The sequence below is a fragment of the Rhodopseudomonas palustris genome (assembly GCF_013415845.1).
GTDB classification, from domain to species: Bacteria; Pseudomonadota; Alphaproteobacteria; order Rhizobiales; family Xanthobacteraceae; genus Rhodopseudomonas; species Rhodopseudomonas palustris_F.
On sequence record NZ_CP058907.1, the window covers coordinates 738169 to 761450 of the forward strand.

A 23282-nucleotide genomic window follows, 5' to 3' on the forward strand; every position below is an offset into this window, starting at 1 on the left:
GGTCGGAACGCCGAGCGGAGTCTCGTGTGTTGCCCGTCAGCGCCGGTGAATGGCGCACAAATCAGCCCAATCCGTTGATGGTGACCACGAAGATGGGGCCCGCCGGCAAGCGTGCGGCACCGGACCGGACATGACCGAAGTCAAATCAATTTGGCGCTCGTTGGCTATTTTGGGCCGCTTTCCCTTCACCTTTCGACGCCGTTCGCCGGCCTCGGACCAATCTGTGCTGTCACCATGTATCGTATTGTGCGACGCGAGCAGTTCTCGGACGCGACCTTTCTGTGGGACGTCGAGGCGCCGGATATCGCGGCTTCGGCCGAGCCCGGCCATTTCGTGATGCTGCGTCTCTACGACGGTGCCGAGCGCATTCCGCTCACCGTTGCCGATTTCGATCGCGACAAGGGACTGGTGACCGTCGTCGTCCAGGCGCTCGGCAAGACCACGCGAGAGATGCGCGACAAGTTCAAGGAAGGTGAGGCGTTCGAGGATTTCGTCGGGCCGCTCGGCCTGCCGCAACACATCGATAAGGTCGATCACGTGGTGTTCGTCGGCGGCGGCCTCGGCGTCGCGCCGATCTTCCCGCAGCTTCGCGCCTTCAAGCAATCCGGCGCGCGCACCACCGCGATCATGGGCTTCCGCACCAAGGATCTGGTGTTTTGGGAAGACAAGTTCCGCGAGTTCGCCGACGAACTGATCATCTGCACCGATGACGGCAGCTACGGCGAGCCCGGCCTCGTCACCGCAGCGCTGGAGCGGGTGATCACCCAGCAGAAGCCCGACAAGGTGGTGGCGATCGGCCCGATGCCGATGATGCACGCTTGCGTCGAGACGACCCGTCCGCACGGCGTCAAGACCATGGTGTCGCTCAACACCATCATGGTCGATGGCACCGGCATGTGCGGTTCGTGCCGCGTCACGGTCGGTGGCGAAGTGAAGTTCGCCTGTGTCGACGGCCCGGATTTCGACGGCCACAAGGTCGACTTCCACGAGTTGCATGCGCGCCAGAAGCGGTTCAAGACCGAGGAAGACAAGGCGAATGAACACTTCGCCCATGTCTGCAATCTGGAAAAGCAGCTGATCGTCGAGGGCAAGCGCAACTACAAGAAGCTGGCGACGCTGCCGCCGCATCAGACGCCGATGCCGGAGCGCGATGCCCACGAGCGCGCCACCAACTTCAAGGAAGTCAATCTCGGCTATTCGGTCGAGGAAGCCCTGCAGGAAGCCGAGCGCTGCATCCAGTGCATCACACCGACCTGCGTCGCCGGCTGCCCGGTCGGGATCGACATTCCGGTTTTCATCCGCAACATCCTGTTCCGCGATTTCGACGCCGCGCTGGAGACGATCTATCAGTCGAGCATCTTCCCATCGATCTGCGGCCGCGTCTGTCCGCAGGAGACCCAGTGCGAAGCGCAGTGCATCATCCGCAAATACAAGAAGCATGAGCCGGTCGCGATCGGCCGGCTTGAGCGCTTCATCGGCGACAATGCGCGGGCGCCGAAGAGCAAGCCGATCGATCTCAGCAAAGCCATCGGCAAGGTCGCGATCGTCGGCTCCGGTCCGGCTGGCCTCGCCGCCGCCGCTGATCTCACCCGCTACAATGTCGAGACCACGGTGTACGAGGCGCTGCACGTGCTCGGCGGCGTGCTGCAATACGGCATTCCGTCGTTCCGGCTGCCGCGCGACATCATCGATCGCGAAATCCAGCGGCTGAAGGACATCGGCGTCAAGTTCGAGACCAACAAGGTCGTCGGCAAGACCTTCACCATCGAACAGTTGATGAATGGACGCGGCTTCGACGCGGTGTTCGTGGCGGCGGGCGCCGGTGCGCCGACCTTCCTGGGTATTCCCGGTGAGTTCGCCGGCCGGGTCTATTCGGCCAACGAGTTCCTCACTCGTATCAACCTCATGGGCGGCGACCGCTTCCCGTATCTCGACACGCCGGTCAGCGTCGGCAACAGCGTTATCGTGATCGGTGCCGGCAACACCGCGATGGACTGCCTGCGCGTCGCCCGCCGCGTCGGCGCCGCGACGGTGCGCTGCGTGTATCGCCGCTCCGAGGCTGAAGCGCCGGCCCGCATCGAGGAAATCCGCCACGCCAAGGAGGAGGGAGTCGATTTCTTCTTCCTGCACTCGCCGGTGGAGATTCTTGTCACCGAAAGCGGCGACGTTCGTGCGGTGCGGCTGCAGAAAATGGAGCTCGGCGAGGCCGACGAGCGCGGCCGCCGCAAGCCGGTGCCGCTCGACGAGTTTATCGAGCTCGAATGCGACACCGTGATCTACGCGCTCGGCACCAAGCCCAATCCGATCATCGGCCAGGCGACGCCCGGCCTCGCGCTCAACAAGTGGGGCAACATCGCAGCCGATGACGACACCCAGTCGACCAACATGCCGGGCGTGTTCGCCGGCGGCGATATCGTCACCGGTGGCGCGACTGTGATCTTGGCGATGAGCGCGGGTCGCCGCGCCGCCAAGTCGATCGCGGCCTGGCTGCGGCTGAACAAGACCAAGTGGCCCATCACGGTGCAGGATGCCGACGACTTCGTCGCCGGCAAGCTGGCGCCTGCGATCGAGGAGGATGGCGTGGCGCATTGCCCGAAGTGTCACCAGCCACTGGAAGGCTCCGAAGAGTACATCTGCTGCGCTGGTTCGGAGCTGCAGTGGCGCTGCGACAACTGTGCCAAGGTCAGCGAAGGCTTCGCGTTCCCCTATGGCATGTGCCCGCACTGCGGCGGCAAGCTGCAGCCGCTCGATCGCGCCGGCGTTAGCGATGAGGCGGGACTTGGGGCGATCCGCACCGCTTTCGAGATCGAGCTTGGTGGCCGCGCGTTCTATGCCCGCGCCGCAAAGGAGACCTCCGATCCGACATTGCAGGAGCTGTTCCTCAGCTTCGCCGCGATGGAAGAGGAGCACATGACCACGCTGGCCAATCGCTACCATGTGGCGATTCCGCAGGCGACCGAGGGTTTCCATCTCAGCACCGCGGCGATCATGGCCGGCGTCAAAGGCCGGATCGGCGATCCGACCACGCTGTTCGAAGCCGCGATCGAGTTTGAACGGCGCGCCGCCTCGTTCTTCAAGACCCGGGTCGGCGAGACGCCGGACGGTTCGGTCGAGCGCCAGCTCTATCGCGAGCTCGCCGCCGAAGAGGACGAGCACGTCTCGGTGCTGCAGACCGAATTCGCGCGCTGGAAGGAAGGCAAGCGCGGGCTGCTGACGTAAGCCCGCGGGCGCGGTTACTTGACCAACCGCACGCCCTTAGTGGTGAAACGCTGCGGCTTCGGTCCGTCGCCGCGCACCGGGCGGCGGGTGCCGGCGGCTTTGCCGGTGCCAGGCGGCTGATGCGCCGGGACCAGCTGGTCAGGCCGCGAGCCGATCAGGTCGGCACGGCCCATTGCCTTCAACGCCTCGCGCAGCACCGGCCAGTTGTCCGGATCGTGATAGCGCAGGAACGCCTTGTGTAGCCGGCGCTGCCGCAGTCCCTTGATTGCCTCGACCGGTTCACTGGCGCCGTGGCGCACCCCGCGCAGCGGGTTGACGCCGGTGTGATACATCGCAGTCGCGGTCGCCATCGGCGAGGGCAGGAAGGTCTGCACCTGGTCGGCACGGTAGCGATTGCGCTTCAGCCACAGCGCGAGGTTCATCATATCCTCGTCCGTGGTTCCCGGATGAGCCGCGATGAAATACGGGATCAGATAGTACTGTTTGCCGGCCTGTTTGGCGGCGGCCTCGAACATTTGCTTGAAGCGATGATAGGTGCCGATGCCCGGCTTCATCATCTTGTCGAGCGGGCCGCGCTCGGTGTGCTCCGGCGCGATCTTCAAGTAGCCGCCGACGTGATGGCTCACCAGCTCCTTGATGTAGGCCGGGCTTTTGACGGCGAGATCGTAGCGCACGCCCGACGCCACCATCACCCTCTTGATGCCCTTCACCTCGCGCACTTTGCGATACAGCCGGATCAGGTCATCGTGCGAGGTGTTGAGGTTCGGGCAAATGTCCGGAAACACGCAGGACGGCTTGCGGCAGGACGACTCGATATTCGGGTCCTTGCAGGCCATCCGGTACATATTCGCGGTAGGCCCGCCGATATCCGAGATCACGCCGGTGAAGCCTGGCGTCTTGTCGCGAATCTTCTCGATCTCTTGCAGGATCGAGGCTTCCGACCGGCTCTGGATGATGCGGCCTTCGTGTTCGGTGATCGAGCAGAAGGTACAGCCGCCGAAGCAGCCGCGCATGATCGTCACCGAGGTCTTGATCATGTCCCACGCCGGGATCTTGGCATTGCCGTAGGACGGATGCGGGGCGCGGGCGTAGGGCAGATCGTAGACCGAGTCCATTTCTTCAGTCGTCAGCGGAATCGGCGGCGGATTGAGCCACAGGTCGCGATCGCCGTGACGCTGCACCAAGGGCCGCGCGTTACCGGGGTTGCTTTCCCGGTGCAGCACGCGCGAGGCGCGGGCATAGGCTTCCTTGTCCTGCTCGACCTGCTCACAGCTCGGCAGCCGGATGACGACGTCGCCACGCACCTGGCGCGCGCCTTCGTCGGCTGCGTCGAGATCGTCGGCGTGCAGCTCGATGGTGTTCTCAGGCACGCGACGGAACAGCGCGACACCGCGGATATCCTCGAGTTCGCGTGGCGCCTCACCCGCAGCCAAACGATGTGCGACTTCGATAACCGCGCGCTCGGCATTGCCGTACAGCAACAGATCGGCCTTGGCGTCAGCCAGCACCGAGCGACGAACTTTGTCGGACCAGTAATCGTAATGCGCGATCCGGCGCAGTGAGGCTTCGATGCCGCCGAGAATGATCGGCACGTCTTTGAACGCTTCGCGGCAACGCTGCGCATAGACCAGCGTGCAGCGGTCCGGCCGTTTGCCGCCTTCGCCGTTCGGCGTGTAGGCGTCGTCATGGCGCAGCCTGCGGTCCGCCGTGTAGCGGTTGACCATCGAGTCCATGTTGCCGCCGGTGACGCCGAAGAACACCCGCGGCTTGCCAAGCGCCTTGAACGGTTCGGCGGACTGCCAATCTGGCTGCGAGATGATGCCGACGCGGAAACCCTGGGATTCAAGGAGGCGGCCGATGATCGCCATGCCGAAGCTCGGATGGTCGACGTAAGCGTCGCCGGTCACCAAGACGATGTCGCACGCATCCCAGCCGAGCTTATCCATCTCGGCCCGGCTCATCGGCAGGAACGGCGCGGGCTTGCGCGGGGCCGCACTGGGGCGGAACCGGGACATCAGCGGCGGCACAACTTCGGTGGAGGTCTGCATCGCCCAGGCATAAGACCGGGGGGCGGTAAGTTCAACGGCGAGGTCCCTGCCGTCTCGCCGCTGTGATCACTCCGGCAGCGGCGGCAGATCGCCGGCCGCCAGGTTCCGTGCTTCCTCGCGCGACACCCCGAGGCCGACCAGCACCCATTCCACGGTCTCGGTGGCCGCGTCCGCCCACGTGCGGTGGCCGTCGAGACCCGTAAAGATGGCACCCAGGACTGCGCCGGAGATGAAATTAGCAGCCGAGGCAATTTGCTCAGGACTGAGGCTGTGGCCGCGCTCCGCCAGCCCGGTGGCGAGGTCGTCGAGCGGTCGTCCGTCCCAGACCACCCGTAGTGTCGTCGAGCTCATGCCGAACCGGCAGACGAACCTGCCGAGCCGCGGCTCTTCGTGCGCCTGACGGATCAATAGCCGCATCCAGGTGGCGAGCCGCTGCACCGGCTCGTGGCAATCCGCCAGCGCCACGGTCAGCCGCGGATTCAATTCGGTGGCCAAATTGGTAACCACCAGGTCGAACAGGCCAGTGAGGTCGCCGAGGTTATTGTAAACTGTGCCCCGCGCGACACCGGCCGCCTGGGCCAAATCGGTTACGCTGATCTGCGTCAGGCCGCGCTCGGCGAATAATTGCATCGCCGCCAGATAGATCTGTCGCTGCGCCGGGCTGGACACAATCCTTGAACACACTTGATCTGATTTGAACAATTGTGTTCAATACCGCGAACGAGCTTCGCAGACAATCCGTTTCAACGCGGAATTGGCCTTTAACAAGCGGAGGGATAGCTGAGGCGGGGGCGCTCACTGTTCAGTCCGTGATTCCGGAGCCGTATGATGACGATCTTCCACCCGACCCGCCGTGGTGTCCGGCTGTTCAGCGCCCTGTGTCTCGGAGCCGGCATTTTGGCCGGTCCGCTTCCGGCTCACGCCGACGACAAATTCGACAAGCTGATCCAGAAGCTGATGCCGAAGCGGTTGCCCGAGGGCTTCGCCTCGGCCAACGGCCGGCTTGAATCCGAACAGGTCGAGATCGCCACCAAGCTGGCGGGCCGGATCGCCGAAGTTCTGGTGAAGGAGGGCGACGAAGTCGAGAAGGGCCAGCTTCTGGTGAAGATGGACGTCTCCGACATTCAGGCTCAGCTCCTTGCCGCCGAAGCGCAGGAGCGCCGCGCCGTGCAGAGCAAGGCGGTGGCTGAAGCGATGGTGCTGCAGCGGGAGAGTGAGCAGAAGCTCGCCGCTCAACAGCTCGGCCGCGCCGAAGCACTGTTCGAAAAAGGCTTCTCCACCGCGGAAATCCGTGACCAGCGTCAGGCTGCGCAGAACGTCGCCGACGCGTCGCTGATTGCCGCGAAGGCGAGCCTCAGTGACGCCACCGCTGCGATCGATGCCGCCCGCGCCGAAGTCGCGCGGATCAAGACCGTGCTGGACGACATGCAGCTGAAGGCGCCGCGCCGCGGCCGCATTCAGTACAAGTTGGCGCAGGCCGGCGAAGTGCTCGGTGCCGGCTCCCGCGTGTTGACGCTGGTTGATCTCACCGATGTCTACATGACGGTATTTGTGCCGGCGAGCGTCGCCGCCGCATTGGCTTACGGCTCGGACGCCCGGCTGATTCTCGATGCGATCCCGCAATATGTCGTGCCGGCGAAAGTCACCTTCGTGGCCAGCGAGGCGCAGTTCACGCCCAAGGCGGTCGAAACCAAGGACGAGCGCGAGAAGCTGATGTTCCGCGTCAAGCTGACGCTGCCGCCGGACCTGCTACGCAAATACGAGCGTGAGGTGAAGACCGGCGTGCGCGGGATGGCGTATTTGCGCACGGACAGCGACAAGCAATGGCCGGATAATCTCAAGGTCAAGCTGCCGCAATGACCGGCTTCGCCGCGCGTCTCACGCATGTCACTCACACCTATGGTGCGACACATGCGCTGGACGACGTCACGCTGGAATTGCCTGCCGGCAAGATGGTCGGTCTGATCGGGCCCGACGGGGTCGGCAAATCGACTCTGCTGGCCTTGATCGCCGGCGTGCGCCGGATCCAGAGCGGCGAGGTGCTGGCGCTGGACGGCGATATGCGTGACGCCCGCCATCGAGCCCAGAGTGCGGCGCGGATCGCCTATATGCCGCAGGGCCTCGGACGTAATCTGTATCCGACACTGTCGGTGTTCGAGAATCTGGATTTCTTCGGCCGGCTGTTCGGCCAGGGCGCTGCCGAGCGCAACGCGCGCATTGCCGACCTGCTCCGCGCCACCGGGCTGTCGCCATTCGGCGATCGGCCGGCGGGCAAATTGTCCGGCGGCATGAAGCAGAAGTTGTCGCTGTGCTGCGCGCTGATCCACGATCCGGATCTGCTCATCCTCGATGAGCCGACGACCGGCGTCGACCCGCTGTCGCGACGGCAGTTCTGGGAGCTGATCGATCGCATCCGCAAACGGCGGCCGCAGATGAGCGTCCTGGTCGCCACCGCCTATATGGAAGAGGCCGAGCGGTTCGATTGGCTCGCTGCTCTCAACGACGGCAAGGTCATCGGCGCCGGTACGCCCGCCGAGCTGCGGGCGCAGACCAAGCAACCGACACTCGACGCCGCCTTCATCGCGCTGCTGCCGGCCGAGATGCGCGCCAACTACGCCGATGTGGTACTGCCGCCGCTACCGAACAGCGGCGATGGCTACGCGATCGAAGCCGAGAACCTGACCTGCCGGTTCGGCGATTTCACCGCGGTCGACCACGTCAACTTCCAGATCAAGCGCGGCGAGATCTTCGGCTTCCTCGGCTCCAACGGCTGCGGCAAGTCGACGACGATGAAGATGCTCACCGGCCTGCTGACGCCGACCGAAGGCGAGGCGCGGCTGTTCGGCGAGGTGCTCGACGCCTCCGACATGGCGACCCGCAAGCGCGTCGGCTACATGTCGCAGAGCTTCTCACTCTACTCGGAACTGACGGTCCGGCAGAACCTGTTGCTGCACGCGCAACTGTTCGAACTGCCGAGCGCGCAGATTCCTGATCGCGTTGCCGAAATGCTGACGCGGTTCGACCTTGCCGACGCCGCCGATTCCCGGCCCGACAGCCTGCCGCTCGGTATGCGCCAGCGGCTGCAGCTGGCGGTTGCGGTGATCCATCGCCCCGAGGTGCTGATTCTCGACGAGCCGACTTCCGGCGTTGATCCGGTGGCGCGGGATTCGTTCTGGCGGATGCTGATTGCGCTGTCGCGGGAGGATGGCGTCACCATCTTCATCTCGACCCACTTCATGAACGAGGCCGAGCGCTGCGATCGGATTTCACTGATGCACGCCGGCAAGGTGCTGGCGGTCGGTGCGCCGCATGAACTGGTCGAGCGCCGCGGCGCTGCCGATCTCGAACAGACCTTTATCGCTTACCTCGAAGAAGCGACCGGCGCGCAGCGCGACGGCGAAGAGACCAGCTTCGCAGCACCGCGCGAGGCCGACACCAGGCAGCGCTGGTTCGATCCGGCGCGGCTCTGGGCCTATGCCCGCCGCGAGACAATGGAGATCCTCCGCGACCGGCTGCGGCTGGCTTTCGCGATCCTTGGCCCGCTGGTGCTGATGCTGACCTTTGGGTTCGGCATCTCGTTCGACGTCGAGAACCTGACCTACGCGGTGTACGACCAGGACAACACGCTGGAAAGCAGAGAACTGCTCGAGAGCTTCTCCGGGTCGCGCTACTTCCAGCAGGCACCGGATATCAAATCCGCGGCGGAGATCGATCGCCGACTTGCCAGCGGTGAATTGAAGCTGGTGATCGAAGTCCCCCACGGTTTCGGACGCGACCTGTTGACCAACAAGTCGCCGGAAGTGGCGGTGTGGATCGACGGTGCGATGCCGTTCCGCGCCGAGACCATTCGATCCTACGTCACCGGCTTGTCGCAGGCCTATCTGGCCGAGCAGTATCGGCGGCATGCGATGGCCTCGCCGACCGCGCCGATCAACATCGAAACCCGGTTCCGCTACAACCAGGCATTCAAGAGCGTGTACTCGATCATTCCCGGCGTGATTACGCTGATCCTGATGCTGATCCCGGCGATGCTCACCGCCGTCGGCGTGGTCCGCGAGAAGGAAGTCGGCTCGATCACGAACTTCCGTTCGACACCTGTGACCGCGACGGAATTCCTGCTCGGCAAGCAGATCCCTTACGCGCTGCTGTCGTTCTTCAGCTTCCTGCTGTTGCTGCTCGGGGCAATCGTGATCTTCGGTGTTCCGGTGCGAGGCTCGGTCATTGCACTGGTCGGCGGCGCGCTGCTCTATGTGTTCTCCACTACGGCGCTGGGTGTGCTGTTCTCATCGTTCCTGAGCACCCAGATCGCTGCGATCTTCATCGTCGCGATCATCTCGATCATTCCGGCCGTCAACTTCTCGGGTCTGTTGGTGCCAGTGTCGTCGTTGTCGCAGGTCGGGCGGCTGTTCGGCGAGGCGTTCCCTGCCGCCTGGTTTCAAGAGGTTAGCATCGGCGCCTTCACCAAAGGCATGGGCTTCTGGATGCTGGCGCCGAACCTGCTGATCCTGTTCGGTTTTGGTCTCGTCTATCTGATTGGTGCGATCCTTGCGCTGCGCAAGCAGGAGGCATGACGATGGGCTCGATGCTACGGCATATCTATCGCCTCACCGGCAAGGAATTGCGCAGCCTGTGGGCTGACCCGATCCTGCTCGGCTTCATCGTCTACGTGTTCACCGTCGCAATCTACACGATCGCCACTGGCGCCAAACTGGAGGTGGAGGCCGCGCGAGTCGCTGTGGTGGACGAGGATCATTCCGAGCTGTCGCGCCGGATCGCAGCCGCGATGCTGCCACCGCTGTTCCGCGCCGCCGAGCCCATCGCTCCGTCGGAGATCGATTCGTCGATGGACACCGGTCGCTACGTGTTCGTCGTCGAGATCCCGCCAAAATTCGAGTCCGACGCACTATCCGGCAAAAAACCCACCTTGCAGATCGATGTCGATGCGACCGCGATGGCGATCGCCGGCAACGGTGCGGTCGATATCCAGAACATTGTGTTGCGCGAAACAGCTGCCTACCTGCGCAAGGATTCCGGCTCCACAGATAATCCGGTCAACCTGGTGATGCACGCCAAGTTCAATCCGAATCTGAACTCGGCCTGGTTCACCTCGGTGATGCAGGTGATCAACAACATCGCGACGCTCTCGATCATCCTCACCGGCGCCGCGCTGATCCGGGAGCGTGAGCGCGGCACCATCGAGCATCTGTTGGTAATGCCGGTGAGGCCGCTCGACATCATGCTGTCGAAGATCATCGCCAACGGCGCTGTGATCGTCATCGCCGCGCTGCTGTCGCTGCAGTTCATGGTCAAAGGCGTGCTGGGCGTGCCGATCATCGGGTCGGTGCCACTATTCACCTTCGGTATGGTGCTGTTTATGTTTTCGGTGACGGCGCTCGGTCTGCTGCTGGCGACCTATGCCCGTACGATGCCGCAGTTCGGTCTGCTGGCGATCCCGGTGATCGTCATTCTCTATCTTCTCTCAGGCGCGAGCACCCCAATCGAGACGATGCCACCTTGGCTGCAGTTCGTCATGCAGTTTACGCCGAACACGCAATTCGTCTCGTTCTCCCAAGCGGTTCTGTACCGCGGCGCAGGCCTTGATCTGGTCTGGCGTCAACTTCTGGCGTTGCTCGTCATCGGCGTCGTCACGCTTGCGATCTGCCGTATCCGCTTCGCCAAGACCATCTCAGCGCAGGACTGACGCCGCGTCAGGCGGACCAGCAGTCCTGCTCGTCACGATACGCCTGCTCGTTAAGGCGGTCGGCGATGTCGTCGGCGAGCTTCTTGCTTTTGGCTTCGGCGATCGGCTGACCGTCGCTGGTCTTCAGCGCGGTCTGATCGGTTTCGATCGGGAAATCCTGAGGCTCGAGTTCCTTGTGGTCACTCATGGCGAGTTCCTCCTGTCCGTCAACGCACCACCCCCAAATCGGTTGCTTAGTTTGGTGAGCAGTTTTGTCCACATGTCGGACGCTATGTGAACCGATACGCAATTAATTGGACAAGTTTAGAGTTCTTCCAGATACTTGGAATATGACTGATACAGCCCGCGTCCGCTCGACCTTTATGCCGAGCCAATCCGCCGAAGCTCTGCTAGCCGAAAGCGCCAGCGATGGGGCGTTTGCGACGACGCTTGCTAAGGGACTTGTGGTGCTTGAGGCGTTCGAGGGCGGTGGGCTGCTCGGCAATATGGAGATCTCGGTCCGCACCGGGATTCCGCGGCCGACGGTTGCCCGGCTGACCCATACGCTCGCCGAGCTCGGTTACCTGAACCACGACGCGCTCGTCGCCAAATACGCGGTAGGCGGGCGCGCCTTGCGGATGCTGCATCCGCTACTCGCCGGTATGCCGTTCCGCCAGTTGGCGCGGCCGCTGATGCAGGATCTCGCCTACAGCGTGCGCGGCACCGTCTCGATCGGCCTGCTCGACGGCCCATCGGTGGTTTACGTCGAGACCGCGCGATCGGGCGATGTCGGGCCGCACACGCCCGACATCGGGATGCCGATACCGGTGGTTCGCACCGCGATGGGCCGGGCCGCCGCCTCGACGCTGCCGGAGGCAGAGGCCGAAAGACTCGAACGGCAACTCGAAGCCGCCGATGGGGCGATGTGGGCGAGCCATCGCGATCTGTATCGCGACGGGCTGCGGCAATGTGCCGAGCGGCAATTCTGTACCTGTTTCGGCGATTACCTCCCGGCGATTCATGCCGTCGCGGCGCCGCTGTTCCGGCTGCGCGATCGTTCGTTCGCGATCAATTGCGGCATCCCGGCGTTTCGATTGCAGCCCGGTCAGCTCGAAGACGAAATCGGACCGCGCGTTCGTGCGCTGGCGGAGAGTATCCGCGCGCTCGGCGTCGATCCGGAACCTGCCGCGCCGCGCGTGCGGCCGGCCAAGACCAATACGAGGTGAGACGACGATCGCCCGCCGCTGCACGCGTAGCGGCATGCGCATTGTTGGATAACGCCCCGCAGGGAGAGAAACCTGCAGGTCGCGCCGCGGGGAGTTGCGGCCGCGTTCACGCTTCGACTGACGTCGCGCCAGCAGCTTCAAACCACAAGGAGGGACGCCATGCCGATCACCCGCCGCGCGCTACTTGCCAGCACCGCTGCTGCGTTCACAGCTTCCTCCTGGCCGGCGCGTGCGGCCCCCGACTGGCCGTCTCGCATCGTCAAGACGATTTCGCCCTACGGCGCCGGTGGCGCCAACGACATCTCGCTGCGGATCATCAACGATTTCCTCGAGCGCGAGCTGCACCAGCAGTTCATCGTCGAGAATAAGCCCGGCGCCGGCACCCGCCTTGCCAACGAGATGGTCGCGCACAGCCAGCCCGACGGTTACACCTTCCTGTATGCCGCGGCGCCGTATGCCACGGCGGAAGCGCTGTTCGGCAAGCTGAACTATCAACGCCGTGACTTGCGGCCGGTGGCGATGGCGGCGTTCGCGCCGATCTTCCTGATCGTCAACGCCAAGTCCGATTTCAAGACGCTGCCGGACCTGATCGCCTACGGCAAGTCGAAGCCGGAGGGGCTGACGTTCGGCTCGCCCGGGCCAGGTTCGCAGCCGCATCTTGCGGCCGAGCTGCTGTTCAGGATCGCCGGCGTCAAGGGCCTGAACGTGCCGCTGCGCGGCGACGCTGCGGCCTATACCGAACTCCTTGCGGGACGTGTCGACGCCACCTTCACGGCGATCAGCTCGGCACTGCCGCACATCCAGGCCGGGAACTTCCGCGTGCTTGGTGCCGGCTCGGCCCAGCGCAGCGCGATCTATCCGGACGCGCCGACGCTGGTCGAACTGGGCTTCCCACAGATCGTCGCCACCGGCTGGTACGGCTTCATGGCGCCGGCGGCCACGCCTGCGCCCATTATCGACCGGCTGCAGGACGCGGTGCTGCGGGCGCTCGGCGATGCCGACGTGAAGAAGAAGCTGATCGCTCAGGGGCTCGAGGCGCACGGATTGAATGGTTCGGACTTCGCGGCCTTCATCGATGCCGAGACCGCGAAGTGGAGCCGCGTGATCGAGGAGGCCGGCCTCAGAGAGAATTGAGCGGACAGCGAGATGACGCCGGTTCAATGACGGAGCAAAGGGGCGCCCGCTACCACATCGACGCCTTGGCGCGTTCCGGCCAGGCGCGGTCGTAATCTTCGCCGCCGACGCGGCCTTCGGTCATCGAAGCGAGGATTTCGCCGGGCGTCGGCAGCGTGTCCTGCGCGACTTGTTTGCTTGGGTCCCACAGGCCGGAGCGGATCAGCGCGCGGCCGCACTGAAAGTAGATCTCCTCGACCGTCATCACGATCACGGTGCGTGGCGCCTTGCCTTCGACGTCGAACGACATCCGTAAGGCCTCGTCGGCGGTGACGTAGCCGCGGCCGTTGATGCGCAGCGCGTTGATCGAGCCGGGGATCAGCAGCATCAGCGCGATGCGCGGATCGCGTACCACGTTGCGCAAGGAATCGATCCGGTTGTTGCCGCGGCGATCCGGGATCAGCAGCGTGGTGTCGTCATGCACACGAATAAAGCCCGGCACGTCGCCGCGCGGCGAACAGTCGAGCCCCTCCGGCCCCACCGTGGCGAGCGCGGCAAACGGCGATTTCTCGATCAGGGTGCGATAGGGCGGCGTGATCCAGTGTGCCACTTTTTCGGTGGAGGCGTCGTTGGGTACGCCGTAGATCGCCTCCAGCGACTCGACCGTGTCGAGCGCGGGGAAGGCGGTGCGGCGATCGTCAGGGCTGCGGGCGTCCATGGCGGATGATCTCCAACAAGTCACGGGCGTGGGCGATCGGATCGCCGACATTGCTGATGGTGACGTCGGGATGCGCCGCAACGCTGCGCCCGACGCGGTCGGTGATGCTGCCGTCGCTGGCGCGCGCGCGCGCCGCGATCCGGGAGGCCAGCACCTCGGCCGGCGCCGTGATCAGCACGACGACGACATTGGCGTAAGCGCTGCGTGCTGGGTCGATCACCATCCGAGAGACGTTGGCCACCACGGTCCGTCCGGCGCGGATATCGTCGTCGAGACCGCGCGGCAGACCGTAGGCGTGGCCGTGGGCGCGCCAATGCAGTGCGAAGTCGCCGGCCGCTTCGAGGCGGCTGAAGTCGTCCGGCGTGACCTGTAGATTGTCTTCGGCCGCGGAGGCTTCGCGGGTGACGATGCGACGCGCAAACACGATCGCCGTGTCGCCGGCACAGAGTGAGCGGGCGGCATTGATCAGCGTGTCCTTGCCGGCGCCGGATGGGCCGACCACCAGCACCAGCCGACCCGGGCCGATCAGTTTCGTTGCCTGCTCCGCCACCGCGATATCGGTCATGCCACGCGCTGTCCTTCGCGCCAGACGCTGCGCACCGCCGGCACGTCATGCGCGACGTGGACACGGATCAGGTCGGCACGGTTGCCCTTGGAGATTTCGCCGCGATCGTTGAGGCCGACCGCCTCGGCCGGTGCCTTGGTGACGGTGCGGATCGCGGCGGCAAGATCGATCGCCGGCGCGCGCATCGGCAATTGCAGCGCGGCGATCAACAGGCTCGACGGAATGTAGTCCGACGACAGAATGTCGAGCAGTCCCTCATGCGCCAGATCGATCGCCGCGATATTGCCTGAGTGCGAGCCGCCGCGCACCACGTTGGGCGCGCCCATCAGGATGTCGATGCCGGCCTGGTGCAGTTCACGTGCTGCTTCGAGCGTGGTCGGGAATTCGGCGACCGCGACCCGGTCGCGGATCGCGTCGGCGACGTTCTCCGGCGTGGTGTCGTCGTGGCTTGCCAGCGGAATCTCGTAGCGATGCGCCAGCTCGACGATCGCCCGCATGTTGGCGTCGGCATAATTCTCCTTGCAGTACACCCGGCGTGCGAACATCACGTCGAGCTCGGCATCGGTCATGCCGGCGCCCTTGCCACGGTAGTAGTCGCGCAGCTTCTCCTCGTCGCGGAACTGGCGCTGGCCCGGCGTATGATCCATCAGCGACATCAGCCGGATGTCGGGGCGGTCGATCAGCTCCTTGGCCTCGGCGACCACGTTCGGCATCGGGATTTCGCAGCGCAGATGCAGGAAGTGATCAGCGCGCAGCAGCTGCGCGTCGCGCGCCGTCGAGATTGCGCCGGCCAGCACGATCGCCTGGCCGTCGACCTCCTCGGCGCCTTCCTCGCGCCACACCCGCAACGAGTCGAGCACCGTGGTGATGCCGCAGGTGGCGAGCTGGCCGTCGTAGGACACCACGGCTGCGACTGGATTCCACTGCACCTTCGGCCGCGGCGTGTAGTGCGCTTCGAGATGATCGGTGTGCAGTTCGACCAGCCCCGGCATCACCAGATCGCCGTGCATGTCCTTGGCGCCGTTCGGCGCGTCGCCTTCGCCGACTTCCGCGATCACACCGTCAGCGATCGCGACCCAGCCGTGCTCGATCACTCGGTCGGCCAGCACCAGCCGGGCATTGCCCAGCACCATCTCCTGCGAATTGTTCATGGTCTCGTTGATTCCATTGGTCATGCGGCGGCGGCAAACGAGGTCACGTCGACGATGCGGTCCGCGATGATCTCACGGATCTCGTCGTCGTGCACGATGGCGATGATCGCGGCGCCCTGCGCCTTGGTCTGCCCGATCAGCTCGACCACCACGGCGCGATTCTTGGCGTCGAGCGATGCGGTCGGCTCGTCGAGCAGCAGGATCGGCGTATGCGAGATGAAGCCGCGAGCGATATTGACGCGCTGCTGCTCGCCGCCCGAGAACGTCGCCGGCGGCAGCGTCCACAGCCTCTCTGGAATGTTGAGCCGGCGCAGCAGCACAGCGGCCTGTTCACGCGCCGCCTCGCGGGTGGTGCCCTGCACGATCAGCGGCTCGGCGACGACGTCGAGCGCCGCGACGCGGGGGACGGCGCGCAGAAACTGGCTGACATAGCCGATGCTGCCGCGCCGTGCGGCGAGGATCTGCCGCGGCTGCGCGGTAGCGATGTCGAGCGTATCGCCCTCATGGGCGATACGGATCGCGCCGGAGTCGCAGCGATAATTGCCGAAGATCATTTTCAGGATCGACGATTTGCCCGCGCCGGAGGGGCCGGACAGCACGACGCATTCGCCGGGCTGCACCTGGAAGCTGACGCCGCGCACCACCGGCAGCGTCACGCCGCCCTGCAGATGCATGACGAAACTCTTCTGGGCGTTATCGACGACGAGAGCGGGAGCTTGGGTCATGGTCATCACGCCGGAAGGATCGAGGAGACGAGCAGTTGCGTATAGGGTTCGCGCGGATCGTCGAGCACCTGGTCGGTCAGCCCGGTCTCGATGACGCGGCCTGATTTCATCACCAGGATCCGATGCGACAGCAGCCGCGCCACCGTGAGATCGTGGGTGACGACGATCGCGGCCAGCCCGAGTTCGGCCACCAGGCTGCGGACCAGATCGAGCAGCCGCGCCTGTACCGAGACGTCGAGCCCCCCGGTCGGCTCGTCCATGAAGACGAGGCGCGGATCGGTAACGAGGTTGCGGGCGATCTGCAGCCGCTGCCGCATGCCGCCCGAATAGGTGCGCGGCGCGTCGTCGATGCGGCCGGTGTCGATCTCGACCCGCTCCAGCCAGTCGCTGGCGACGCTCCGAATCTTGCCGTAGTGATTCCAACCGATCGCCATCAACCGTTCACCGACATTGGCGCCGGCCGAGACCGCCATGCGGAGGCCCTGCGCGGGATCCTGATGCACGAAGCCCCAATCGGTGCGCAGCAGCAGCCGGCGCTCGGCTTCACCGAGTTCGGCAAGATCGCGCAGGACGCCGTCGCGCATCCGATAGGACACGCGCCCGGCGCTCGGCGTCATCTGTCCCGACAGCATCTGCAGCAGGGTCGATTTGCCGGAACCGGACTCGCCGACGATCGCCAGCACTTCGCCAGGGAAGAGTTCGAACGACACGCCGCGACAGGCGTCGATCCGGCCGTAGCGTTTCGACAGGCCGTCGGCGATCAGCAGCGGTTGGTCGGCCGCGGTGAAGGCGCCTGGTGCGGCGGATGAGACGCGATCAAGCATGGGCGCTCTCCATCGGGGCCGTTTCGCTGCCGGTGTGACCCTGGGCGCGGCGGCCTTCGCAATAATCTGTGTCCGAGCACACGAACATCCGGGTGCCGGCGTTATCGGTGACAATCTCGTCGAGATAGGAATCGTCAGCGCCGCACAGCGCACAGCAGCCGGCCTGGCGATAGCGCGTGAACGGATGGTCCTCGAAATCCAGCGACACCACCTGCGTGTAGGGCGGGATCGCGTAGATCCGTTTCTCGCGGCCGGCGCCGAACAGCTGCAGCGCCGGGCAGTTGTCCATCTTCGGGTTGTCGAACTTCGGCGTGGGGGAGGGGTCCATCACGTAGCGGCCCGCGACCTTCACCGGATAGGCATAGGCGGTGGCGATGTGGCCGAACTTGGCGATGTCCTCGTACAGCTTGACGTGCATCAGGCCGTATTCAGCGAGTGCATGCATGCGCCGCGTCTCGGTCTCGCGCGGTTCGAGATAGCGCAGCGGTTCGGGGATCGGCACCTGATACACTAGTACCTGGCCTTCGTGCAGCGGCGTTTCGGGAATCCGGTGCCGGGTCTGGATCACGCTCGCGTCCGGCGTTGCCGTCGTCGTTGCGACGCCGGCAGTCTTGGCGAAGAACTTGCGGATCGAGATCGCGTTGGTGGTGTCGTCGCTGCCCTGGTCGATCACCTTCAGCGTATCGTCGGGACCGAGGATCGACGCAGTCACCTGCACGCCGCCGGTGCCCCAGCCATAAGGCATCGGCATCTCGCGGCTGGCGAACGGCACCTGATAGCCGGGGATCGCGATTCCTTTCAGGATCGCGCGGCGGATCATCCGCTTGGTCTGCTCGTCGAGATAAGCGAAATTGTAGGTCGCCTCGGTCATTCCGCAGCCTCGCGCAGCTCGGGTTGGCCCTGGTTGAATTCGGCGCGGAGCTTGCGCAGCAGGCCGAGCTCGGACTGGAAATCGACGTAGTGCGGCAGCTTCAGATGCTCGACGAAACCGGTGGCCTGGACGTTGTCGGAATGCGACAGCACGAACTCCTCGTCCTGCGCCGGGGCTTTGACGTCCTCGCCGAGTTCTTGCGCGCGCAGCGCACGATCGACCAGTGCCATCGACATCGCCTTGCGCTCGCTCTGGCCGAAGGCGAGGCCGTAGCCGCGGGTGAAACGCGGCGCCTCGGTTGCCGAGCCTTTGAACTGATTGACCATCTGGCACTCGGTCAGCGCCACGCTGCCGAGCGGCACCGCGAAGCCGGCGTCTTCGGCCTCGAAGAACACCTCGACTTCGCCGAACCGGATCTCGCCGGCGAACGGATGATTGCGGCCGTAGCCGCGCTGAGTGGAATAGCCGAGCGCCAGAAGAAAGCCCTCGTCGGCGCGGGCGAGGTTCTGCAGCCGAAGGTCGCGCCCGGCCGGAAAGTTCAGCGGCTCGCGGGTGAGGTCGCCGACAGCGCTGTCGTCGTCCGCAACCGGCGATTCTTCGATCAGCCCGTCCTGGCGCAGGATGTCGGTCACCCGCGGTGTCAGCGCCTCACTGGCTTCCGCTGTCGCCGGCTCAGCGGGATCGCTGCCTTCGGCGAGCTGCGGATCGAGCAGCCGATGGGTGTAGTCGAAGGTCGGGCCGAGGATCTGGCCGCCCGGAATGTCCTTGAAGGTTGAGGAAATGCGCCGCCGTACCGCCATTGCGCCGGTGTCGACCGGCTCGGAGGAGCCGAACCGCGGCAGCGTGGCGCGGAACGCCCGCACCAGGAAGATCGCTTCGATCAGATCACCGCGCGCCTGCTTGATCGCCAGCGCCGCGAGCTCGCGGTCGTACAGCGAGCCTTCGCTTATCACCCGATCGACGCCGAGTGCGAGCTGTTCGGAGATCTGGTCGAGCGTCAGCTCCGGCACGTCGCGTTTCCCGCGGCGGGCATCGGCGAGCAACCGGTGGGCATTGTCGATGGCGCGTTCGCCGCCTTTGACTGCGACATACATCGGTCAGCTCCCTTGGCTGAGGCGTGTGGTGCGCGGGATCGCCACCACCTGATCGCCGTTCACCAGCACCACGTCGACGCCGCGCGGAAACAGCGCCGCATTGATACTCAGGCGATCGAACAGGTCGGCTGGCTGTAGCGATGCCTGCAGCAGCGTCTCGCCGTCGATGCCGGGACCGCGCAACCGGAAGCCGTCGCCGGAGCCGAGCGCCTGCACTTGAATAATGAGTGTCGTCGAACGGTCCGGATATTCGGGCGTGCCGAGCGCGAAACGCTCGAGCGGCAGCAACGCTGAGCCGTCACCGATCAGCGCAAATGCCGCGGTGGAGGGATCGTCGGTCAGCGGCGCACCGGTGTGAAATTTCAGCCAGCGCGCGACCGTGCCGTCCGCCGCGATCGCGTCGTCGAGCCAGATCGGGGTGTCGTGGTCGAACAGCGTCAAGGCCAGTGCGGCGCTGGCGTGCATGAGCGGCGCCGGTGTGCCGGCTTCGACGCTGATGCGTTGGATCCGGCCGGGCCGCGCCATCGCTTCCATCACGGCGCGGAAGGTCGATTGCGCCCCCAGTACCTTGTCGGCAAAGCCGGCGGCAAGTTCGGTGGTGGTCATGGTCAGCCCTCTCCGCGCACCAGCGTGTAGAAATCGACCTTGGTGGCCGCCGTCTGGGCGGCCTTTTCGGCACGTGCGGCTTCAACTTCGGTGCGCAGCGGCGCGATCACCTCGGCCTCGACCGCAGCCGAATAGTCCGCCGATTGCAGCAGCGCGTCGCACAGCGCGATCAGCTTCGCCTTGGTGCGGTCTCGCCCCAAGGTGTAGCCGAACCCGACCTCACCGCTGGCGAGCCGCACCGCAGCGCGCGACACCGTCGCCTCGCCGACATTGAAGGCGGAGCCATCGCCGCCGATCCGGCCGCGCAGCATCACCAGTCCTTGTTCCGGCTCGCGCAGCAGTGTGAACGCCGGCGGCGCCAGGGCCTCGACGCGGGCGTCGATCGCAGCGGTATCCGACGCGGCCAGCACCGCCATTGCGGCGCGGCGGCGTGCGATCGCGGTTTGTTCGGGGAGGTTTGTGGTTTCGGCGTGCATCGCCATTGCCCAGTTCAAGTTGTCTATGTTAATAGACAACTTGATAGAGGCACAATGTGAAAACTCGATGACGACGAATTCCGTGGCGATGATCACGAAAGCGTTCCTGTCATGACCGCCGAGGCACTCTCTTCAGGCGTCGCATTGTGGCGTCAGGTCGCCGACGGCATCGAGCTGGCGATCGCCGACGGTCGCTACCTGCCCGGCGGCAAGTTGCCGGGGGAGACCGAGATCGCCGAGAATTACGGGGTGAACCGCCACACCGTCCGCCGCGCGCTCGCAGCGCTGGCGGAGCGCGGGCTGGTGCGCGCCGAGCGCGGCAGCGGCACCTTCGTGCGCAGCCGGCGGATCGCCTATCCGCTGCGCACCCGGACGCGGTTTTCCGAAATCATCAATGCGGGCGGGCGCGAACCGCGCGGGCAGTTGATCGCCGCGGAGCGCGAGGCCGCGACCGGTGCGCTGGCCGGCCAGCTCGATCTCGACATCGGCGCGCCCCTTTTCCGCATCGAGGCGCTGCGGTCGGCGGACGGCGTGCCGATCAGCCGCGGCACGACCTGGCTGTCGGCGGTGCGATTTCCCGATGCGCCCAAGGTTTTCGCGGCGAAACGCTCGATGACCAAGGTGCTGGCGCATTACGGCATCAGTGACTATCGCCGGCTGTCGACCCGGATCACGGCTTCGGTGGTCGATGCCGCAGATGCCGCGCGACTCGATCTGGCGGCCGGGCGGCCGGTGCTGGTGGTCGAGAGCATCGACGTCGCTGCCGACGGCACACCGCTGCTTACCTCCCGCGCCCGCTTCGCCGCGGAGCGGGTGGAGTTCGTGATCGAGCCGGATTAGCTGGCGTCGAGGCCACGACGACTATCCGCCATTGCCGGTGGCGAGCACGATGGCGGCATTGATGGTGATGCTGACGACCATCAGCGCGCCGAGCAGCAAGCTCGACCGCCACGCCTTCTGCGCCCGAACGATGGCCCTGCGATTCCGCCCGCTATAAATCGCACCCTGGCTGTACATGCTCGATCCTCCGTATCGTTCGGGATTCGCCGAACGCTTGGTAAAGATCGGCCGATCGGCATAAAGGATCGAGAGGGCGGCGACCGCGTTCTGATAAGGGCGACATAAGAAACGGGCGGGCGATCGATCCGCACGCGCCCCAGCGGTTACCCCACCGCCTTCCGCCCGATGATCGCGAAGCGCAGTTTGCTGGAGATCCAGTCGATCGCCGCCACGGTGACCAGGATCATCAGGATCAGGAATGACACCTTCTGCCATTCCAGCACCCGGATCTGCTCGGCGAGCTGCAGGCCGATGCCTCCGGCGCCGACGATGCCGATGATGGTGGCGGAGCGGGTGTTGGACTCGAAGAAGTACAGGACCTGGCTGGCGAGGATCGGGACCACTTGTGGCAACATGCCGAAGCGGACGCCGTGGACGTGCGAGCCGCCGGTCGCCTTGACGCCTTCGCTCGGCTTTTCGTCGGCGGCCTCGAAGGCCTCCGAGAACAGCTTACCGAAATTGCCGAAGTCCGAGCACATCACAGCGAGAATGCCGGCGAACGGACCGAGGCCGACGACGCCGACCCAGATCAGCGCCCAGATCAGGGTGTCGATACCGCGCACCGCGTCGAGCAGGCGCCGCGTCAAGAGTTGCAGCGGACGGATGCGCAGCACATTGCGGGCCGCCAGGAACGACACGGGAAATGCCAGCAGCGCGCCGCCGAGCGTGCCGAGAAAGGCGATCGCCAGCGTTTCGCCCATGGCGTGCAGATAAACTTGGGCGAGCTGCCACGATCCCGGATCGGGCGGCAGCATCAGGCCGAGAAACTCGATCAGGCGGCCAATGCCGCCAAACAGCCTGTCGAACGGGATCTCGAGCCGGATCAGGCCGAACACGAAGATGGCTGCAGCCAATGTCAGGCCGCCGATCAGCTTGGCGCGGTTGATCCAGTTGGGACGGAATTGTTCGGGAAAGCGAGCGGCGATGCCGGATTCGTCGCCGAAGCTCAGGGTGCGGCGGGCGGTGCTCATCGTCGCTCCTGACCGATCAGGCGGCGGCGCACGCCTTCGGTGAAATAGTCGATCATCATCACGGTCACGATGATCAGCAACAGTATCGCGCTGACGTCGCTGTAATAGAATTTGCGCACCGCCTCGATCAGGTCCTGGCCGATGCCGCCGGCGCCGACGAAGCCCATCACGGCCGCGCCGCGGACGTTGATCTCGAACCGCAGCAGTGCGTAGCTGACGAAATTCGACAGCACCTGCGGCACGACCGCAAAACGTACCATCTCGAACCAGTCGCCGCCGGACGACGCCACGCCTTCCAGCGGCTTGTCGTCGATGTTTTCGACGACTTCGGCGAACAGCTTGCCGAGCGCGCCAGCGGTATGAATCGCGATTGCCAGCACGCCCGGCAGCGGTCCGAGCCCGAACGCCAGCACGAACAGCAGCGCGAACACGATGTCCGGCACGGTGCGGCAGAATTCGAGGAAGCGGCGTGTGACAAACACCAACGTGCGCGAACGCACCAGATTGGCCGAGGCGAGAAAGCACAGCGCGAAGCCGGCGAGCGCGCCGAGCAGCGTGCCCACATAGGCGATCAGGATGGTGTCGAGCAGCAGTCCGGTCCAGCGCTTGATGCCCCAGAACCAGTCGGCGAGGTCCGCCCACAGCGTGGCAAGCGACAGCTTCGGAGTGATGGAGATGAAATACGATGGGAACCGCCAGAAATTTTCGGCGAACTTCTTCGGATCGACTTCACCCATCCAGGCCGCTGCGGCGATCGCAGCAATCAGGATCACGCCGCCCAGCGCCAGCCGCCGCCGCTTCGCCGCTACCGCCGCATCGTAGTGATCGGCGAGGGCGCGGAGCTGAGGTTCGGGAAGTTCTGTGACGGCTGCCTGCATTCGGGTGTCCGACATGACGACGTGGGCGACCGGTCGGCCGCCCACGTTCGATGAAGTG

The 23282-nt window shown here is 65.1% G+C and carries 22 protein-coding genes; 7 read left to right on the forward strand and 15 right to left on the reverse strand.

Annotation, left to right across the window (positions count from 1 at the left end; genetic code table 11):
• Window positions 1-234 precede the first annotated feature (234 nt).
• Window positions 235-3219, forward strand: coding sequence for an NADPH-dependent glutamate synthase (gene gltA / locus HZF03_RS03435; RefSeq protein ID WP_119017436.1), 2985 nt, complete (start codon window positions 235-237; stop codon window positions 3217-3219).
• Between the two features lie 14 nt (window positions 3220-3233).
• Here gltA and HZF03_RS03440 read toward each other — a convergent pair whose 3' ends face one another.
• Complete coding sequence (locus tag HZF03_RS03440; protein WP_119017437.1) at window positions 3234-5267, reverse strand: YgiQ family radical SAM protein; 2034 nt, start codon at window positions 5265-5267, stop codon at window positions 3234-3236.
• A gap of 66 nt (window positions 5268-5333) precedes the next feature.
• Window positions 5334-5936, reverse strand: coding sequence for a TetR/AcrR family transcriptional regulator (locus HZF03_RS03445; RefSeq protein ID WP_234803283.1), 603 nt, complete (start codon window positions 5934-5936; stop codon window positions 5334-5336).
• Between the two features lie 159 nt (window positions 5937-6095).
• Between HZF03_RS03445 and HZF03_RS03450 the strand changes: the two genes are divergently transcribed.
• The 3 genes from HZF03_RS03450 to HZF03_RS03460 are packed head-to-tail and all read left to right on the forward strand — an operon-like array spanning window position 6096 to window position 10968.
• Window positions 6096-7127: an HlyD family secretion protein gene (locus HZF03_RS03450; protein ID WP_119017502.1), complete on the forward strand. Its 1032-nt coding sequence runs from the start codon at window positions 6096-6098 to the stop codon at window positions 7125-7127.
• Window positions 7124-9838 (forward strand): ribosome-associated ATPase/putative transporter RbbA, encoded by a 2715-nt coding sequence (rbbA, locus tag HZF03_RS03455; protein WP_011156249.1) that lies wholly within the window; start codon window positions 7124-7126, stop codon window positions 9836-9838. Before HZF03_RS03450 ends, rbbA begins: the two co-directional genes overlap by 4 nt.
• A gap of 2 nt (window positions 9839-9840) precedes the next feature.
• Window positions 9841-10968 carry an ABC transporter permease gene (locus HZF03_RS03460; protein WP_119017438.1) on the forward strand — a complete coding sequence of 376 codons (1128 nt, stop codon included), beginning with the start codon at window positions 9841-9843 and terminating at the stop codon, window positions 10966-10968.
• A gap of 7 nt (window positions 10969-10975) precedes the next feature.
• On the opposite strand, the gene HZF03_RS03465 is transcribed toward HZF03_RS03460, so the two are convergent.
• Window positions 10976-11155 carry a hypothetical protein gene (locus HZF03_RS03465; protein ID WP_119017439.1) on the reverse strand — a complete coding sequence of 60 codons (180 nt, stop codon included), beginning with the start codon at window positions 11153-11155 and terminating at the stop codon, window positions 10976-10978.
• A gap of 142 nt (window positions 11156-11297) precedes the next feature.
• On the opposite strand from HZF03_RS03465, the gene HZF03_RS03470 reads away from it, so the two are divergent.
• Both HZF03_RS03470 and HZF03_RS03475 read left to right on the forward strand, forming a co-directional pair.
• Window positions 11298-12173, forward strand: coding sequence for an IclR family transcriptional regulator (locus tag HZF03_RS03470; protein WP_119017440.1), 876 nt, complete (start codon window positions 11298-11300; stop codon window positions 12171-12173).
• A 159-nt stretch (window positions 12174-12332) separates the two neighbouring features.
• A complete protein-coding gene (locus HZF03_RS03475) occupies window positions 12333-13307 on the forward strand; it encodes a Bug family tripartite tricarboxylate transporter substrate binding protein (RefSeq protein ID WP_119017441.1) in 975 nt (324 codons plus the stop codon).
• A gap of 49 nt (window positions 13308-13356) precedes the next feature.
• On the opposite strand, the gene HZF03_RS03480 is transcribed toward HZF03_RS03475, so the two are convergent.
• The 9 genes from HZF03_RS03480 to phnG are packed head-to-tail and all read right to left on the reverse strand — an operon-like array spanning window position 13357 to window position 20316.
• Window positions 13357-14004, reverse strand: a complete 648-nt coding sequence (locus tag HZF03_RS03480; RefSeq protein ID WP_119017442.1) for a pyridoxamine 5'-phosphate oxidase family protein — start codon at window positions 14002-14004, stop codon at window positions 13357-13359.
• Window positions 13985-14569, reverse strand: a complete 585-nt coding sequence (gene phnN / locus HZF03_RS03485; RefSeq protein ID WP_119017443.1) for a phosphonate metabolism protein/1,5-bisphosphokinase (PRPP-forming) PhnN — start codon at window positions 14567-14569, stop codon at window positions 13985-13987. Before phnN ends, HZF03_RS03480 begins: the two co-directional genes overlap by 20 nt.
• Window positions 14566-15744 (reverse strand): alpha-D-ribose 1-methylphosphonate 5-triphosphate diphosphatase, encoded by a 1179-nt coding sequence (locus HZF03_RS03490; RefSeq protein WP_420853842.1) that lies wholly within the window; start codon window positions 15742-15744, stop codon window positions 14566-14568. The genes phnN and HZF03_RS03490 overlap by 4 nt, the downstream gene beginning before the upstream one ends.
• Window positions 15741-16451 carry a phosphonate C-P lyase system protein PhnL gene (gene phnL, locus HZF03_RS03495; RefSeq protein ID WP_119017444.1) on the reverse strand — a complete coding sequence of 237 codons (711 nt, stop codon included), beginning with the start codon at window positions 16449-16451 and terminating at the stop codon, window positions 15741-15743. Before phnL ends, HZF03_RS03490 begins: the two co-directional genes overlap by 4 nt.
• Window positions 16451-17269 carry a phosphonate C-P lyase system protein PhnK gene (gene phnK / locus HZF03_RS03500; RefSeq protein WP_119017445.1) on the reverse strand — a complete coding sequence of 273 codons (819 nt, stop codon included), beginning with the start codon at window positions 17267-17269 and terminating at the stop codon, window positions 16451-16453. The genes phnL and phnK overlap by 1 nt, the downstream gene beginning before the upstream one ends.
• Window positions 17262-18140, reverse strand: a complete 879-nt coding sequence (locus tag HZF03_RS03505; RefSeq protein ID WP_119017446.1) for an alpha-D-ribose 1-methylphosphonate 5-phosphate C-P-lyase PhnJ — start codon at window positions 18138-18140, stop codon at window positions 17262-17264. Before HZF03_RS03505 ends, phnK begins: the two co-directional genes overlap by 8 nt.
• Complete coding sequence (locus HZF03_RS03510; protein WP_119017447.1) at window positions 18137-19234, reverse strand: carbon-phosphorus lyase complex subunit; 1098 nt, start codon at window positions 19232-19234, stop codon at window positions 18137-18139. Before HZF03_RS03510 ends, HZF03_RS03505 begins: the two co-directional genes overlap by 4 nt.
• A gap of 3 nt (window positions 19235-19237) precedes the next feature.
• Window positions 19238-19840 (reverse strand): phosphonate C-P lyase system protein PhnH, encoded by a 603-nt coding sequence (phnH, locus tag HZF03_RS03515; protein WP_119017448.1) that lies wholly within the window; start codon window positions 19838-19840, stop codon window positions 19238-19240.
• A gap of 2 nt (window positions 19841-19842) precedes the next feature.
• On the reverse strand, window positions 19843-20316 hold the full coding sequence (gene phnG, locus HZF03_RS03520) for a phosphonate C-P lyase system protein PhnG (protein ID WP_119017504.1): 474 nt from the start codon (window positions 20314-20316) through the stop codon (window positions 19843-19845).
• 111 nt (window positions 20317-20427) lie between these two features.
• Here phnG and phnF point away from each other — a divergent pair, with 111 nt between their 5' ends.
• Window positions 20428-21156, forward strand: a complete 729-nt coding sequence (phnF, locus tag HZF03_RS03525) for a phosphonate metabolism transcriptional regulator PhnF (RefSeq protein ID WP_011156263.1) — start codon at window positions 20428-20430, stop codon at window positions 21154-21156.
• Window positions 21157-21177: 21 nt separating this feature from the next.
• Here phnF and HZF03_RS03530 read toward each other — a convergent pair whose 3' ends face one another.
• From HZF03_RS03530 to phnE (HZF03_RS03540), 3 genes are all read right to left on the reverse strand, one after another.
• A complete protein-coding gene (locus tag HZF03_RS03530) occupies window positions 21178-21333 on the reverse strand; it encodes a hypothetical protein (RefSeq protein WP_165858092.1) in 156 nt (51 codons plus the stop codon).
• Window positions 21334-21479: 146 nt separating this feature from the next.
• The gene (gene phnE / locus HZF03_RS03535; protein WP_119017449.1) at window positions 21480-22346 is read right to left on the reverse strand and encodes a phosphonate ABC transporter, permease protein PhnE; all 867 of its coding nucleotides are present in this window, start codon (window positions 22344-22346) and stop codon (window positions 21480-21482) included.
• The gene (gene phnE, locus HZF03_RS03540; RefSeq protein ID WP_119017505.1) at window positions 22343-23224 is read right to left on the reverse strand and encodes a phosphonate ABC transporter, permease protein PhnE; all 882 of its coding nucleotides are present in this window, start codon (window positions 23222-23224) and stop codon (window positions 22343-22345) included. Before phnE (HZF03_RS03540) ends, phnE (HZF03_RS03535) begins: the two co-directional genes overlap by 4 nt.
• Window positions 23225-23282: the final 58 nt, after the last annotated feature.

Excerpts from the sequence above, each read along its gene's own strand:
- gltA (WP_119017436.1), top strand. The coding sequence starts at position 235 with ATGTATCGTATTGTGCGACGCGAGCAGTTCTCGGACGCGACCTTTCTG.
- HZF03_RS03440 (WP_119017437.1), bottom strand. The coding sequence starts at position 5,267 with ATGCAGACCTCCACCGAAGTTGTGCCGCCGCTGATGTCCCGGTTCCGC.
- HZF03_RS03450 (WP_119017502.1), top strand. The coding sequence starts at position 6,096 with ATGACGATCTTCCACCCGACCCGCCGTGGTGTCCGGCTGTTCAGCGCC.
- rbbA (WP_011156249.1), top strand. The coding sequence starts at position 7,124 with ATGACCGGCTTCGCCGCGCGTCTCACGCATGTCACTCACACCTATGGT.
- HZF03_RS03460 (WP_119017438.1), top strand. The coding sequence starts at position 9,841 with ATGGGCTCGATGCTACGGCATATCTATCGCCTCACCGGCAAGGAATTG.
- HZF03_RS03465 (WP_119017439.1), bottom strand. The coding sequence starts at position 11,155 with ATGAGTGACCACAAGGAACTCGAGCCTCAGGATTTCCCGATCGAAACC.
- HZF03_RS03470 (WP_119017440.1), top strand. The coding sequence starts at position 11,298 with ATGACTGATACAGCCCGCGTCCGCTCGACCTTTATGCCGAGCCAATCC.
- HZF03_RS03475 (WP_119017441.1), top strand. The coding sequence starts at position 12,333 with ATGCCGATCACCCGCCGCGCGCTACTTGCCAGCACCGCTGCTGCGTTC.
- HZF03_RS03480 (WP_119017442.1), bottom strand. The coding sequence starts at position 14,004 with ATGGACGCCCGCAGCCCTGACGATCGCCGCACCGCCTTCCCCGCGCTC.
- phnN (WP_119017443.1), bottom strand. The coding sequence starts at position 14,569 with ATGACCGATATCGCGGTGGCGGAGCAGGCAACGAAACTGATCGGCCCG.
- HZF03_RS03490 (WP_420853842.1), bottom strand. The coding sequence starts at position 15,744 with ATGACCAATGGAATCAACGAGACCATGAACAATTCGCAGGAGATGGTG.
- phnL (WP_119017444.1), bottom strand. The coding sequence starts at position 16,451 with ATGACCATGACCCAAGCTCCCGCTCTCGTCGTCGATAACGCCCAGAAG.
- phnK (WP_119017445.1), bottom strand. The coding sequence starts at position 17,269 with ATGCTTGATCGCGTCTCATCCGCCGCACCAGGCGCCTTCACCGCGGCC.
- HZF03_RS03505 (WP_119017446.1), bottom strand. The coding sequence starts at position 18,140 with ATGACCGAGGCGACCTACAATTTCGCTTATCTCGACGAGCAGACCAAG.
- HZF03_RS03510 (WP_119017447.1), bottom strand. The coding sequence starts at position 19,234 with ATGTATGTCGCAGTCAAAGGCGGCGAACGCGCCATCGACAATGCCCAC.
- phnH (WP_119017448.1), bottom strand. The coding sequence starts at position 19,840 with ATGACCACCACCGAACTTGCCGCCGGCTTTGCCGACAAGGTACTGGGG.
- phnG (WP_119017504.1), bottom strand. The coding sequence starts at position 20,316 with ATGCACGCCGAAACCACAAACCTCCCCGAACAAACCGCGATCGCACGC.
- phnF (WP_011156263.1), top strand. The coding sequence starts at position 20,428 with ATGACCGCCGAGGCACTCTCTTCAGGCGTCGCATTGTGGCGTCAGGTC.
- HZF03_RS03530 (WP_165858092.1), bottom strand. The coding sequence starts at position 21,333 with ATGTACAGCCAGGGTGCGATTTATAGCGGGCGGAATCGCAGGGCCATC.
- phnE (WP_119017449.1), bottom strand. The coding sequence starts at position 22,346 with ATGAGCACCGCCCGCCGCACCCTGAGCTTCGGCGACGAATCCGGCATC.
- phnE (WP_119017505.1), bottom strand. The coding sequence starts at position 23,224 with ATGCAGGCAGCCGTCACAGAACTTCCCGAACCTCAGCTCCGCGCCCTC.